This window comes from Pseudomonas sp. FBF18, assembly GCF_024261405.1.
Classification (GTDB): domain Bacteria; phylum Pseudomonadota; class Gammaproteobacteria; order Pseudomonadales; family Pseudomonadaceae; genus Aquipseudomonas; species Aquipseudomonas palmensis.
Genome location: NZ_QKRS01000014.1, coordinates 1 through 13,038, shown reverse-complemented (window position 1 = coordinate 13,038; position 13,038 = coordinate 1). Strand labels below are relative to the sequence as shown.

Below are 13,038 nucleotides of genomic sequence, written 5' to 3'. Positions count from 1 at the left end.
GGGGCTGCCATGTTACGTACCATTAACTTCATGGGTGTGCGGAACGTCGCGTTCGGCGTCACCCTGCTGCTGACTGTGCTGGCACTGTTCAGCTGGTTCTACAAAGGGCTCAACTTCGGCCTGGACTTCACCGGCGGTACGCTCATCGAGCTGACCTACGAGCGCCCGGCCAACCTTGGCGAGGTTCGTGAAGAGCTGGTCAGGTCCGGCTTCCACGATGCCGTGGTGCAGAGCTTCGGTGCTACCACCGACCTGCTGGTGCGCATGCCGGGCGACGACCCGATGCTGGGCAACAAGGTGGCCGAGGCGCTGCAGAAGATCAGCACCGACAACCCGGCCACGGTCAAGCGTGTCGAGTTCGTCGGCCCGCAGGTGGGCGAGGAACTGCGTGACCAGGGCGGCCTGGGCATGCTGCTGGCGCTGGGCGGCATCCTGGTCTACCTGGCCTTCCGCTTCCAGTGGAAGTTTGCGGTGGGCGCCATCCTGTCGCTGGTGCACGACGTGATCGTGACCATGGGCATCCTGTCGTTCTTCCAGATCACCTTCGACCTGACGGTGCTGGCGGCGGTGCTGGCGATCATCGGCTACTCGCTCAACGACACCATCGTGGTGTTCGACCGGGTACGGGAAAACTTCCGCGTGATGCGCAAGGCTTCGCTGATCGAGAACATCAACGTCTCGACCACCCAGACCCTGCTGCGTACCGTGGCCACCTCGGTGTCCACCTTGCTGGCGATCGCGGCACTGCTGTTCTTCGGTGGTGACAACCTGTGGGGCTTCTCGCTGGCACTGTTCATCGGTGTAATGGCCGGTACCTACTCGTCGATCTACATCGCCAACGTGGTGCTGATCTGGCTGAACCTGAACAGTGAAGACCTGATCCCGCCGGTGAAAACCGAGGGTGTGGACGAGCGTCCATAAGGCTTTTTGCCACTGTCCTGAGCGGTACAAGAAGGCGCGAGTATTGAACTCGCGCCTTTTTTTATGCTCCAAGGCTGGGAGAAGCGCGGGCGTGTTCCCGCAGGTAAATCAGGAGGTTCACGTGAACAAGTCAATGCTGGTGGGTGCGGTGCTGGGTGCTGTCGGTGTCACTGCCGGAGGTGCCGTGGCTACCTACAGCTTGGTCAAGGGCGGGCCGCAATACGCGCAGGTGACGTCGGTGCAGCCGGTCAAGCAGACCGTCAAGACGCCACGGGAAGTCTGCAAGGATGTCACGGTGACTCGTCAGGCGCCGGTGAAGGATCAGCACCAGATCGCCGGTACCGTGCTGGGCGCCGTGGCAGGTGGGTTGCTGGGTAACCAGATCGGCGGCGGCAATGGCAAGAAGATCGCCACCGTGGCTGGTGCCGTCGGTGGTGGCTATGCCGGCAACAAGGTGCAGGAAGGCATGCAGAACCGCGATACCTACACCACCACGCAAACCCGCTGCAACACGGTCAATGACCTGAGCGAGAAGGTGGTGGGGTACGACGTGAAGTATTCGATTGGCGACAAGGCCGGGCAGGTGCGCATGGAGCGCGACCCGGGTTCGCAGATCCCGCTGGACGAGAATGGCAAGCTGGTACTGACGCAGGCACAGCCTGGGCAGTGATGGCCCTTTCGCCGGCAAGGCGGGCTCCTACAAAGCCATGCGCAACCTGTAGGCGCCGGCCTTGCCGGCGAAGAGGCCCGAAAGCCAGCCACAAAAAAGCACCCCGAAGGGTGCTTTTTTATTGCCCGGCTGAAACTCAGCGCTTCAGCGAGGCCGGCAGGTGCGGCTGGATCGCCGTCAACACCGCCTTGAAGCACTTGATGTTGCCGGCAACGATGTGGCCCTTCTCGAGGAAGTCATGACCACCGGTGAAGTCGCTCACCAGGCCGCCCGCTTCCTGGATCAGCAGTGCGCCTGCAGCCATGTCCCACTCGCTCAGGCCCGACTCCCAGAACGCATCGAAGCGGCCGGCGGCCACGTAGGCCAGGTCCAGGCTCGCGGCGCCGGCGCGGCGGATGCCGGCGGTCTGGCCGACCAGGGCACGGAACATGCCCAGGTAGTTGTCCAGGCCATCCATCTGGTTGTCACGGAACGGGAAGCCGGTACCCAGCAGGGCGCCGTCCAGGCTGGTGCGACCGCTGACGCGCAGGCGGCGACCATTGAGCTGGGCGCCACGGCCACGGCTGGCGGTGAATTCTTCCTGGCGTACCGGGTCGAGGACCACGGCGTGTTCCAGGCGGCCGCGGTACTTGCACGCGATGCTCACGGCAAAGTGAGGAACGCCACGCAGGAAGTTGGTGGTACCGTCGAGCGGGTCGATGACCCACAGGTAGTCCTTGCCTTCTTCGCCGTTGCCAGCGTGCAGGCCGGTTTCTTCACCGTAGATGGAGTGGTTCGGGTACGCCTTGCGCAGGGCGTCGACGATGACTTTTTCCGCCGCGCGGTCGACTTCGGAGACGTAATCCTTGGCGTCTTTCTCATCTACCTTGATGGTATCCAGGCGCTCGATGGAGCGGAAAATCAATTCACTGGCGCTGCGGGCGGCGCGCAGCGCGATATTCAGCATGGGCTGCATGGACGTTTCACCTGGGTCGTTAAAGAAAGCCGAACATTCTAGCAGAAAACTTTGAACGAAGAAGGGCGACATTTGCTTTCATAGCGTAATGCCGGTCGCTTCTGTAAGATTTGCTCCCTTCCTTCCGTGTCTGTGAGCCGTGCCCGTGCTGCCAAGAATTCGTGTCGTCCTGGTCAATACCAGTCACCCCGGCAATATCGGCGGGGCTGCGCGCGCCATGAAAAACATGGGCCTGTCGCGCCTGGTGCTGGTCGAGCCGAACGACTTTCCTTCCCACGAGGCCAGTGCCCGTGCCTCCGGCGCCGATGACGTGCTGGCGGGTGCCGAGGTGGTGGCCACGCTCGAGGATGCGCTGGTGGGCTGCACCCTGGTGGTGGGCACCAGTGCCCGCGACCGGCGCATCCCGTGGCCCCTGCTCGATCCGCGCGAATGCGGCGCCAAGGTCGTCGAGCAGGCAGGCGAGGGTGCCGAGGTGGCGCTGGTGTTCGGCCGTGAACATGCCGGCCTGACCAACGACGAGCTGCAGCGATGTCATTATCACGTGCATATCCCGTCCAACCCGGATTTCAGTTCGCTGAATCTGGCGGCTGCGGTCCAGGTCCTGGCCTATGAAGTGCGCATGGCCTGGCTGGCAGCCGACGGGCAGGCGTCGAAAGTCGAGAAGGTTGAAGTGGCCTCGGTGCGCAGCGCAGAGCTGGCGACCATGGACGAAATGGAGCTGTTCTACCAGCACCTGGAGTCCGCGCTGGTGGACATCGGCTTTCTCGACCCGACCAAGCCCAAGCACCTGATGCCGCGTTTGCGTCGCCTGTACGGGCGCAGCGCGGTGAGTCGATCGGAAATAAGCATTTTGCGCGGCATCCTCACCGAAACCCAGAAAGCGGCCCGGGGCGATGCGCACAAGCGGAAGGATCAGTAAATGTTCGAGCGTCTGCGTGAAGATATCCAAAGCGTTTTCCACCGTGACCCGGCGGCGCGCAATGCCTTTGAAGTGCTGACCTGCTACCCGGGCATGCATGCGATCTGGCTGCACCGCGCGGCGCATGCCCTGTGGGTACGGGACTGGAAGTGGCTGGCGCGGCTGGTGTCCAACTTCGGTCGCTGGATGACCGGCATCGAGATTCACCCCGGTGCAAAGGTAGGCCGGCGCTTCTTCATCGACCACGGCATGGGCATCGTGATCGGCGAAACCGCCGAGATCGGCGATGACGTGACCCTGTACCAGGGCGTGACCCTGGGCGGCACCAGCTGGAACAAGGGCAAGCGCCACCCGACCCTGGAGGACGGCGTGGTGGTGGGGGCCGGCGCCAAGGTGCTGGGCCCGTTCACCGTGGGCGCAGGGGCCAAGATCGGCTCCAATGCGGTGGTCACCAAGGCGGTGCCGGCCGGTGCCACGGCGGTAGGTATACCGGGGCGTATCATCGTCAAGTCCGATGCCGAGCAGGAGGCCCGGCGCAAGGCCATGGCCGAGAAGATCGGCTTCGACGCCTACGGCGTGAGCGAAGACATGCCCGACCCGGTGGCCCGCGCCATCGGCCAGTTGCTCGACCACCTGCAAGCGGTGGACGGGCGCCTGGAGGACATGTGCGGTGCGCTCAAGAACCTGGGCAGCGACTACTGCGCCAAGGAACTGCCGGCCCTGCGTGACGAAGACTTCGCGGACGTGAAGGCCGACGCCCGCAGCGACGCGTCGACGCATTGACAGAAGGGCGTGCGCTGGAGCGCCCGACTTTGCTACACTCTGCGCCGCCTCTCAGGCGCAATCCCGACTAAAGCAGTAGGTCTTATAGTTGACTTAAATGCTCGGGAATCGCATACTCGCACACATCCCGTAACTCCCGTGGTACCAAATAGCCATGCGACTGACTACAAAAGGCCGATACGCCGTGACTGCCATGCTTGACCTGGCGTTGCACGCGCAAAACGGGCCGGTGTCCCTGGCCGACATTTCCGAGCGCCAAGGCATCTCCCTTTCCTATCTGGAGCAGCTGTTTGCCAAGCTGCGTCGCAGCAGTCTGGTTTCCAGTGTGCGCGGTCCAGGCGGCGGCTACCAGCTGTCGCGCGTGATGGAAAGCATCCAGGTAGCCCAGGTGATCGATGCGGTCAACGAATCGGTCGACGCTACACGCTGCCAGGGCCTGGGTGATTGCCACGCTGGCGATACCTGCCTGACCCACCACTTGTGGTGTGATCTCAGCCAGCAGATTCACGAATTTCTGAGCGGTATCAGCCTGGCTGACCTTGTTACTCGCCGTGAGGTGCAAGAAGTCGCCCAGCGTCAGGACCTGCGCCGCATGGCGGGCCGGACACCGCATCTGGACAAGATTGAGACATCCGCCGTCGAATGACCGTTTCGACTGCGCGATGAGCCCGCCTGATAGGAGATATTCAATGAAGTTGCCGATCTACCTCGATTACTCCGCGACCACCCCGGTCGACCCACGTGTCGCCCAGAAGATGAGCGATTGCCTGCTGGTCGACGGGAACTTCGGTAACCCGGCCTCGCGTTCCCACGTCTTTGGCTGGAAAGCCGAAGAAGCGGTCGAGAACGCTCGCCGTCAGGTCGCCGACCTGGTCAACGCCGACCCGCGGGAAATTGTCTGGACCAGTGGCGCCACCGAGTCCGACAACCTGGCAATCAAGGGCGTCGCGCACTTCTACGGCACCAAGGGCAAGCACCTGATCACCTCCAAGATCGAGCACAAGGCCGTTCTGGACAGCACCCGTCAGCTGGAGCGTGAAGGCTTCGAAGTCACCTACATCGAGCCGGGCGCCGATGGCCTGATCACCCCGGCCATGGTCGAGGCAGCCCTGCGTGAAGACACCATCCTGGTGTCGATCATGCACGTGAACAACGAAATCGGCACCATCAACGACATCGCCGCCATCGGCGAGCTGACCCGCTCGCGTGGCGTCATGTTCCACGTCGATGCCGCGCAGTCCACCGGCAAGGTCGAGATCGACCTGCAGAAGCTGAAGGTCGACCTGATGTCGTTCTCGGCGCACAAGACCTACGGCCCCAAAGGCATCGGCGCGCTGTACGTCAGCCGCAAGCCGCGCGTGCGTCTTGAAGCCACCATGCACGGCGGCGGTCACGAGCGCGGCATGCGTTCGGGCACCCTGGCTACCCACCAGATCGTCGGCATGGGCGAAGCCTTCGCCATCGCCAAGGAGCTGATGGCCAGCGAGAACCTGCGCATCAAGGCCCTGAGCGACCGCTTCTACAAGCAGGTCGAGAACCTTGAAGAGCTGTACATCAACGGCAGCATGACCGCGCGTATTCCGCACAACCTGAACCTGAGCTTCAACTACGTCGAAGGCGAGTCGCTGATCATGGCCCTCAAGGACCTGGCAGTGTCTTCGGGTTCGGCGTGCACCTCGGCATCGCTCGAGCCGTCCTACGTGCTGCGCGCCCTGGGCCGCAACGACGAACTGGCGCACAGCTCGATCCGCTTCACCTTCGGTCGCTTCACCACCGAAGAAGAAATCGACTACGCCGCGCAGAAGGTCTGCGAGGCCGTGACCAAGCTGCGCGAATTGTCGCCGCTGTGGGATATGTACAAAGACGGCGTCGACATCTCCAAGATCGAGTGGGCTGCGCACTAAGTAGTCGCCAGCAAGAGCGGCTCTCTGATGAGGAAGGAATAGCACCATGGCTTACAGTGAAAAGGTCATCGACCACTACGAAAACCCACGCAACGTCGGCAAGATGAATGCCGAGGACCCGGATGTCGGTACCGGCATGGTCGGCGCGCCTGCGTGCGGCGACGTGATGCGCCTGCAGATCAAGGTCAACGAGCAGGGCGTCATCGAAGATGCCAAGTTCAAGACCTACGGCTGTGGTTCGGCCATCGCTTCCAGCTCCCTCGCTACCGAGTGGATGAAGGGCAAGACCCTGGACGAAGCCGAAACCATCAAGAACACCCAGCTGGCCGAAGAACTGGCGTTGCCGCCGGTGAAGATCCACTGCTCGGTACTCGCCGAGGACGCCATCAAGGCGGCCGTGCGCGATTACAAGCAGAAGAAAGGTTTGCTCTAAGTTCGCCTGTTGCAGGTAAGGAGTCTCGATGGCTATCAGCATGACAGAAGCCGCCGCCAACCACGTGCGGCGCTCCCTCGAAGGACGCGGCAAGGGTGACGGCATTCGCCTGGGCGTTCGCACCACCGGCTGCTCGGGCCTGGCCTATGTGCTGGAGTTCGTCGACGCGCCGGACAGCGAGGACCAGGTGTTCGAAAGTCACGGCGTCAAGGTGATCATCGACCCGAAAAGCCTGGTGTACCTGGACGGAACCGAACTGGATTTCGTCAAGGAAGGGTTGAACGAAGGCTTCAAGTTCAACAATCCCAACGTGCGCGGTGAGTGTGGCTGCGGCGAAAGCTTCAACGTCTGAGGCTGCGCGTGGGTACTCCTTGTCATTTCGCCCTGTTTGACCTGCAGCCGGGCTTTCGCCTGGACCTCGACAAGCTGGCCGCACGCTATCGCGAGCTGGCCCGCGAGGTTCACCCGGACCGCTTCGCCGATGCCCCCGAGCGTGAACAGCGCCTGGCGCTGGAGCGCTCGGCCGGCCTCAACGACGCCTACCAGACCCTCAGGAGTGCGCCCAAGCGGGCGCGCTACCTGTTGGCGATGGGGGGCCACGAAGTGCCGCAGGAAGTCACTGTCCACGACCCCGAGTTCCTCTTCCAGCAGATGCAATGGCGAGAAGAGCTCGAAGACCTGCAGGACAGTGCCGACCTCGATGGCGTGGCCGCGTTCAAGCGCCGCCTGAAGGTCGCCCAGGAGGCACTCAACGAGGACTTCGCCGCCTGCTGGGAGGATGCTGCGCAGCGTGAACAGGCCGAGCGCCTGATGCGCCGCATGCAGTTCCTCGACAAGCTCGCCTATGAAGTGCGCCAGCTGGAAGAGCGCCTCGACGATTAACCCGGTGGCGCCGTTGGCGACACCCCTGGTATCAGATAAGCATGGCCCTACTGCAGATCGCCGAACCCGGTCAGACGCCACAGCCCCATCAGCGCCGCCTGGCCGTGGGCATTGACCTTGGCACCACCAATTCGCTGGTCGCTGCATTGCGCAGCGGCATTTCCGAACCGCTGCCAGACGCCGAGGGCCGGGTCATCCTGCCGTCGGCGGTGCGCTATCACGCCAACCATGTCGACGTGGGCTACAGTGCCCGTGACGCGGCCTCCAGCGACCCGCTGAACACCGTGCTGTCGGTCAAGCGCCTGATGGGGCGCGGCCTGGCCGACGTCAAGCAACTGGGCGAGCAACTGCCCTACCGCTTTGTCGGCGGCGAGTCGCACATGCCGTTCATCGACACGGTGCAGGGCCCGAAAAGCCCGGTGGAAGTCTCGGCCGACATTCTCAAGGTGCTGCGCCAGCGCGCCGAAGCCACCCTGGGTGGCGAGCTGGTCGGCGCGGTGATCACCGTGCCGGCGTACTTCGACGATGCTCAGCGCCAGGCCACCAAGGACGCTGCGCGCCTGGCCGGGCTGAACGTGCTGCGCCTGCTCAACGAACCGACCGCTGCGGCTGTGGCCTATGGCCTGGACCAGAACGCCGAAGGCGTGGTGGCCATCTATGACCTGGGCGGCGGCACCTTCGACATTTCCATCCTGCGCCTGACCGGCGGTGTGTTCGAGGTGATGGCCACCGGCGGCGACAGCGCCCTGGGCGGCGATGACTTCGACCATGCGGTGGCCGGCTGGATCATCGAGCAGGCGGGCCTGTCTGCCGACCTCGACCCCGGCACCCAGCGTCAACTGCTGCAAGCTGCCTGTGCGGCCAAGGAAGCGTTGACCAACAGCGATGTCGTGTCCGTGAGCCATGGCGCCTGGCAGGGCGAGCTGACCCGTGCCGGCTTCGACGCGTTGATCGAACCGATGGTGGCGCGCAGCCTCAAGGCCTGTCGCCGCGCCGTGCGCGACAGTGGCATCGAGCTGGATGAAGTCGAAGCCGTGGTCATGGTCGGTGGTTCCACTCGCGTGCCGCGTGTGCGCGAGGCGGTGGGCGCGCTGTTCGGGCGTACCCCGCTGACCGAGATCGACCCCGATCAGGTGGTGGCCATCGGCGCCGCGATCCAGGCCGATACCCTGGCCGGCAACAAGCGCGACGGCGGCGAACTGCTGCTGCTCGACGTGATTCCGCTGTCCCTGGGGCTGGAAACCATGGGCGGGTTGATGGAGAAGGTGATCCCGCGCAACACCACCATCCCGGTTGCCCGTGCCCAGGAATTCACCACTTACAAGGACGGCCAGTCGGCCATGATGATCCACGTGCTGCAGGGTGAGCGTGAGCTGATCAGCGACTGCCGCTCCCTGGCGCGCTTCGAACTGCGCGGCATTCCGGCCATGGTGGCCGGTGCGGCGAAGATTCGCGTCACCTTCCAGGTCGACGCCGACGGCCTGCTCAGCGTTTCGGCGCGCGAGCTGGGCTCGGGTGTGGAATCGAGCATTCAGGTCAAGCCGTCCTACGGCCTGACCGACGGCGAGATCACTCGCATGCTCAAGGACTCCTTCGAACATGCCGGCTACGACAAGGTGGCGCGCCAGCTGCGCGAGCACCAGGTCGACGCCGAGCGTCTGCTCGAAGCGGTGCAGGGCGCGCTGGACGCCGATGGCGAGCGCCTGCTGGACGCCGAAGAGCGCCTGGCGATCGAACAACAGATGCAAGACTTGCGTGATTTGATGAACGGTACCGATGGCGCCGCCATCGAGCAGCAGACCAAGCGTCTGTCGCAAGTGACCGATGCCTTTGCCGCCCGTCGCCTTGATTCGACGGTAAAAGCCGCTTTGGCCGGGCGCAACCTGAATGAGATCGAGGAATAACTGATGCCGCAGGTGATTTTTCTGCCCCACGAGAAGTTCTGTCCGGACGGAATGGTGGTGGAGGCCGAAACCGGTAAGTCCATCCTTGAAGTGGCCCATGACAACCACATCGAGATCGAAAGCGCCTGCGGCGGCGTCTGCGCCTGCACCACGTGCCACTGCGTGATCCGCGAGGGTTTCAACTCGCTGAACGAGGCCGACGAGCTGGAAGAGGACTACCTCGACCGCGCCTGGGGCCTGGAGCCCACGTCGCGCCTGACCTGCCAGGCCAAGGTCGGCACCGAGGACGTGACCGTCGAGATCCCGAAATACTCGCTCAACCACGCCGCCGAAGCGCCGCACTGACCGTTGGAGTCATCATGAGCCTGAAATGGGTTGATGTACTTGAAATTGCAATTCAGCTTGCCGAAAGCAAGCCGCAAGTCGATCCTCGCTACGTGAATTTCGTCGAACTGAGCCGCTGGGTGCAGGCCCTGCCCGACTTCAGCGACGATCCGAACCGTGGCGGAGAGAAGGTGCTTGAAGCCATTCAGGCCGCCTGGATCGAAGAAGCCGACTGAGCGCACTCGGCAGGTTAGGCAATCCCCCGGAACCCGCGTATAATTCGCGGGTTTAATTTTTCGCTTCACTTACTGTTTCTGGAGTTACACCATGGCTGTTCAACGTACTTTCTCCATCATCAAGCCTGACGCCGTTGCCAAGAACGTGATCGGCGAGATCACCACCCGTTTCGAAAAAGCCGGCCTGCGCGTCGTTGCCTCGAAACTCAAGCAACTGTCCAAAGCCGAAGCCGAAGGCTTCTACGCCGAGCACAAAGAGCGCGGCTTCTTCGGTGACCTGGTTGCCTTCATGATCTCCGGCCCGGTCGTTGTACAGGTTCTGGAAGGCGAAAACGCCATCGCTCTGAACCGTGAGCTGATGGGCGCCACCAACCCTAAAGAAGCTGCTGCCGGTACCATCCGTGCCGACTTCGCCGAGTCGATCGACGCCAACGCCGTTCACGGTTCGGACTCCGAAGCCGCTGCTGCTCGCGAAATCTCGTACTTCTTCGCAGCTACCGAGGTAACCGCTCGCTAAGCGACAGCTTACGAGTGAGGGTGAATCCATGACGACATCGACTGGTAAAACTAACCTGTTGGGCCTGACCCAGCCGGAAATGGAAAAATTCTTCGAGTCCATCGGGGAGAAGCGTTTCCGTGCCGGCCAGGTAATGAAATGGATTCACCACTTTGGCGTCGATGATTTCGACGCCATGACGAATGTCGGCAAGGCCCTGCGCGAGAAGCTCAAGGCCGTTGCCGAGATTCGCGGCCCCGAAGTGGTCAGCGAGGACATCTCCAGCGACGGCACCCGCAAGTGGGTGGTGCGCGTGGCGTCCGGCAGCTGCGTCGAGACCGTGTACATCCCCCAGGGCAAGCGTGGCACCCTGTGTGTCTCGTCCCAGGCCGGTTGCGCCCTGGACTGCAGTTTCTGCTCCACCGGCAAGCAAGGATTCAACAGCAACCTCACCGCCGCCGAAGTGATCGGCCAGGTGTGGATTGCCAACAAGTCGTTCGGCAGCATTCCCGCCACCATCGACCGCGCCATCACCAACGTGGTGATGATGGGCATGGGTGAGCCGCTGCTCAACTTCGACAACGTGGTCGCCGCCATGCACCTGATGATGGACGACCTGGGCTACGGCATTTCCAAGCGCCGTGTGACCCTGTCCACCTCCGGCGTGGTGCCGATGATCGACCAGCTGGCCAAGCACATCGACGTGTCCCTGGCGCTGTCGCTGCACGCACCCAACGACGCCCTGCGCAACGAGCTGGTACCGATCAACAAGAAGTACCCGCTCAAGATGCTGCTCGAGTCGTGCATGCGCTACATGGCCGAACTCGGCGAGAAGCGTGTGCTGACCATCGAGTACACCCTGCTCAAGGACGTCAACGACAAGCTCGAGCACGCGGTCGAGATGGTCGAGCTGCTCAAGAACATCCCGTGCAAGATCAACCTGATTCCGTTCAACCCGTTCCCGCACTCCGGCTACGAGCGTCCGAGCAACAACGCGATCCGCCGCTTCCAGGACCACCTGCACCAGGCCGGCTACAACGTTACCGTGCGCACCACCCGTGGCGAGGACATCGACGCGGCCTGTGGTCAGCTGGTGGGGCAGGTGATGGACCGCACGCGCCGCAGTGAGCGCTATATCGCGGTACGGCAGCTCAATGCCGACGCCGATATGCCGCAAACCGGCGCGGCGGGCAACTGAGGCCGACATGGGCCTGCGCGCCGCGCTGCCAACCCTGTTGCTGACGCTGCTTGCCGGCTGCGTCGGCAGCGGCAGTTCCGACCCGCTGCAAAGCGGCAAGGGGCGCGAAGAGGCACGCCAGGCCTATGTGCAACTGGGCCTGGGTTATTTGCAACAAGGTTTGACCGAACGCGCCAAGGTGCCGCTGAAAAAGGCCCTTGAACTGGACGCTCGCGACCCGGCAGCCAATGCCGCGCTGGCCCTGGTGTTCCAGCGCGAGGACGAGCCGGCGCTGGCAGAGGGGTATTACCGCAAGGCCCTGGCTGCCAACCCCGACGACCCCCGTATTCGCAACAATTTCGGCAGTTTCCTGTATGCGCAGGGGCGCTATGCCCAGGCGCAGCAGATGTTTCGCCAAGCGGCGGCCGATACCCTGTATCCTGAACGCTCCCGGGTTTTCGAGAACCTTGGCCTGACCGCCATCAAGCTGGGTCAGCGCGAGCAGGCGCGTGAACACCTGCAAAAGGCTTTACGGCTCAACCAGCAGCAACCGCGCGCGTTGCTCGAAATGGCTGAGTTGTCTTACGAAGACAGGCATTATGTGCCGGCGCGCGACTACTACGATCGTTTCAGCCAGCTGAGCGATCACGGCCCCCGCAGCCTGCTGCTGGGTTCGCGCCTGGCAACTGTATTCGAAGAACCTGACAAGGCCGCCGAACTGGGCGTGCAATTACAACGACTTTATCCCGGTACGCCGGAATATCAGCAATACCTGTCGGAGCAATGATGAAAGCGGCGCATCCCGAAGTAGCAGCAGCGACTCGCCAGAATCCCGGTGAGACCTTGCGTCAGGCCCGTGAAAGCAAGGGCTTGTCGCAGGCCGAAGTGGCCCGCAAGCTCAACCTGACCGTGAGTTCCCTGAACAACCTTGAAACCGGCGCGTTCGACAAGCTGCCAGGGCATACCTTCGCCCGCGGCTATATCCGCGCCTACGCCAAGCTGTTCGAGATGGACCAGGCCGAACTGGTGCTGGCCTTCGACCAGGCCACCGGCAGCAATTCCCAGGGCAGCGACGTGCATGCGCTGGGGCGTATCGAAGAGCCGGTACGCCTGTCGCACAACATCCTGCGCATCGTCAGCCTGTTGCTGCTGATCCTGGTGATCGGCGGTGGCTTCTTCTGGTGGCAGGACCAGACCAGCCTGCGCGGCAAGGACCTGGCCAGCCTGGCCATGGAACACGTCGAGGTCGAGAGCGCCGACGGTACCACCCAGATCCACCCGCTGGACGAGCCTGAAGACCAGGCCGTGGCCGAAAGCCAGGAAGCGCCGGCTGCCAGTGCACCGGCCGAGCAGGCCCAGCCTGCCACCGACGAGGCTGCCGCACAGGCCCCGGCCGCCAGCAGCCCGGCGCCAGCTGCGCCTGCCGCACCCGTA

17 protein-coding genes are annotated in these 13,038 nt (G+C 63.2%); 16 read left to right on the top strand and 1 reads right to left on the bottom strand.

Annotated features, from left to right (window positions below; genetic code table 11):
* Nucleotides 1-9 precede the first annotated feature (9 nt).
* Together secF and DN387_RS19765 are read left to right on the top strand one after the other, a co-directional pair.
* Nucleotides 10-921: a protein translocase subunit SecF gene (gene secF / locus DN387_RS19770; RefSeq protein ID WP_043864457.1), complete on the top strand. Its 912-nt coding sequence runs from the start codon at nucleotides 10-12 to the stop codon at nucleotides 919-921.
* A 121-nt stretch (nucleotides 922-1,042) separates the two neighbouring features.
* Nucleotides 1,043-1,591 carry a glycine zipper 2TM domain-containing protein gene (locus DN387_RS19765; RefSeq protein ID WP_043864458.1) on the top strand — a complete coding sequence of 183 codons (549 nt, stop codon included), beginning with the start codon at nucleotides 1,043-1,045 and terminating at the stop codon, nucleotides 1,589-1,591.
* A 136-nt stretch (nucleotides 1,592-1,727) separates the two neighbouring features.
* Here the strand turns inward: DN387_RS19765 and suhB are convergent, their stop codons facing one another.
* The gene (suhB, locus tag DN387_RS19760; RefSeq protein WP_043864459.1) at nucleotides 1,728-2,546 is read right to left on the bottom strand and encodes an inositol-phosphate phosphatase; all 819 of its coding nucleotides are present in this window, start codon (nucleotides 2,544-2,546) and stop codon (nucleotides 1,728-1,730) included.
* A gap of 145 nt (nucleotides 2,547-2,691) precedes the next feature.
* On the opposite strand from suhB, the gene trmJ reads away from it, so the two are divergent.
* The 14 genes from trmJ to DN387_RS19690 form a co-directional block, all read left to right on the top strand.
* Nucleotides 2,692-3,465: a tRNA (cytosine(32)/uridine(32)-2'-O)-methyltransferase TrmJ gene (gene trmJ, locus DN387_RS19755; protein ID WP_043864460.1), complete on the top strand. Its 774-nt coding sequence runs from the start codon at nucleotides 2,692-2,694 to the stop codon at nucleotides 3,463-3,465.
* Nucleotides 3,466-4,248 carry a serine O-acetyltransferase gene (cysE, locus tag DN387_RS19750; RefSeq protein WP_054916605.1) on the top strand — a complete coding sequence of 261 codons (783 nt, stop codon included), beginning with the start codon at nucleotides 3,466-3,468 and terminating at the stop codon, nucleotides 4,246-4,248.
* 154 nt (nucleotides 4,249-4,402) lie between these two features.
* Nucleotides 4,403-4,894, top strand: a complete 492-nt coding sequence (gene iscR / locus DN387_RS19745) for a Fe-S cluster assembly transcriptional regulator IscR (RefSeq protein ID WP_043864462.1) — start codon at nucleotides 4,403-4,405, stop codon at nucleotides 4,892-4,894.
* Nucleotides 4,895-4,937: 43 nt separating this feature from the next.
* Nucleotides 4,938-6,152 carry an IscS subfamily cysteine desulfurase gene (locus DN387_RS19740; protein WP_043864463.1) on the top strand — a complete coding sequence of 405 codons (1,215 nt, stop codon included), beginning with the start codon at nucleotides 4,938-4,940 and terminating at the stop codon, nucleotides 6,150-6,152.
* Nucleotides 6,153-6,198: 46 nt separating this feature from the next.
* Nucleotides 6,199-6,585 carry a Fe-S cluster assembly scaffold IscU gene (gene iscU, locus DN387_RS19735; protein WP_002552476.1) on the top strand — a complete coding sequence of 129 codons (387 nt, stop codon included), beginning with the start codon at nucleotides 6,199-6,201 and terminating at the stop codon, nucleotides 6,583-6,585.
* Between the two features lie 28 nt (nucleotides 6,586-6,613).
* Complete coding sequence (gene iscA, locus DN387_RS19730; RefSeq protein WP_043864464.1) at nucleotides 6,614-6,937, top strand: iron-sulfur cluster assembly protein IscA; 324 nt, start codon at nucleotides 6,614-6,616, stop codon at nucleotides 6,935-6,937.
* Between the two features lie 8 nt (nucleotides 6,938-6,945).
* Nucleotides 6,946-7,467: a co-chaperone HscB gene (gene hscB, locus DN387_RS19725; protein WP_043864465.1), complete on the top strand. Its 522-nt coding sequence runs from the start codon at nucleotides 6,946-6,948 to the stop codon at nucleotides 7,465-7,467.
* Nucleotides 7,468-7,508: 41 nt separating this feature from the next.
* Nucleotides 7,509-9,371, top strand: coding sequence for a Fe-S protein assembly chaperone HscA (gene hscA, locus DN387_RS19720; protein WP_043864466.1), 1,863 nt, complete (start codon nucleotides 7,509-7,511; stop codon nucleotides 9,369-9,371).
* Nucleotides 9,372-9,374: 3 nt separating this feature from the next.
* The gene (gene fdx, locus DN387_RS19715) at nucleotides 9,375-9,716 is read left to right on the top strand and encodes an ISC system 2Fe-2S type ferredoxin (protein WP_043864467.1); all 342 of its coding nucleotides are present in this window, start codon (nucleotides 9,375-9,377) and stop codon (nucleotides 9,714-9,716) included.
* Nucleotides 9,717-9,730: 14 nt separating this feature from the next.
* Nucleotides 9,731-9,931, top strand: a complete 201-nt coding sequence (iscX, locus tag DN387_RS19710; RefSeq protein ID WP_054916604.1) for a Fe-S cluster assembly protein IscX — start codon at nucleotides 9,731-9,733, stop codon at nucleotides 9,929-9,931.
* Nucleotides 9,932-10,022: 91 nt separating this feature from the next.
* Nucleotides 10,023-10,448, top strand: coding sequence for a nucleoside-diphosphate kinase (gene ndk / locus DN387_RS19705; RefSeq protein WP_043864469.1), 426 nt, complete (start codon nucleotides 10,023-10,025; stop codon nucleotides 10,446-10,448).
* Between the two features lie 28 nt (nucleotides 10,449-10,476).
* On the top strand, nucleotides 10,477-11,625 hold the full coding sequence (rlmN, locus tag DN387_RS19700; protein WP_054916603.1) for a 23S rRNA (adenine(2503)-C(2))-methyltransferase RlmN: 1,149 nt from the start codon (nucleotides 10,477-10,479) through the stop codon (nucleotides 11,623-11,625).
* A gap of 7 nt (nucleotides 11,626-11,632) precedes the next feature.
* Complete coding sequence (gene pilW / locus DN387_RS19695) at nucleotides 11,633-12,391, top strand: type IV pilus biogenesis/stability protein PilW (protein ID WP_043864471.1); 759 nt, start codon at nucleotides 11,633-11,635, stop codon at nucleotides 12,389-12,391.
* The coding region (locus DN387_RS19690) for a RodZ family helix-turn-helix domain-containing protein (RefSeq protein ID WP_254506259.1) at nucleotides 12,391-13,038 on the top strand (648 nt) is incomplete at its 3' end. The genes pilW and DN387_RS19690, both read left to right, overlap by 1 nt.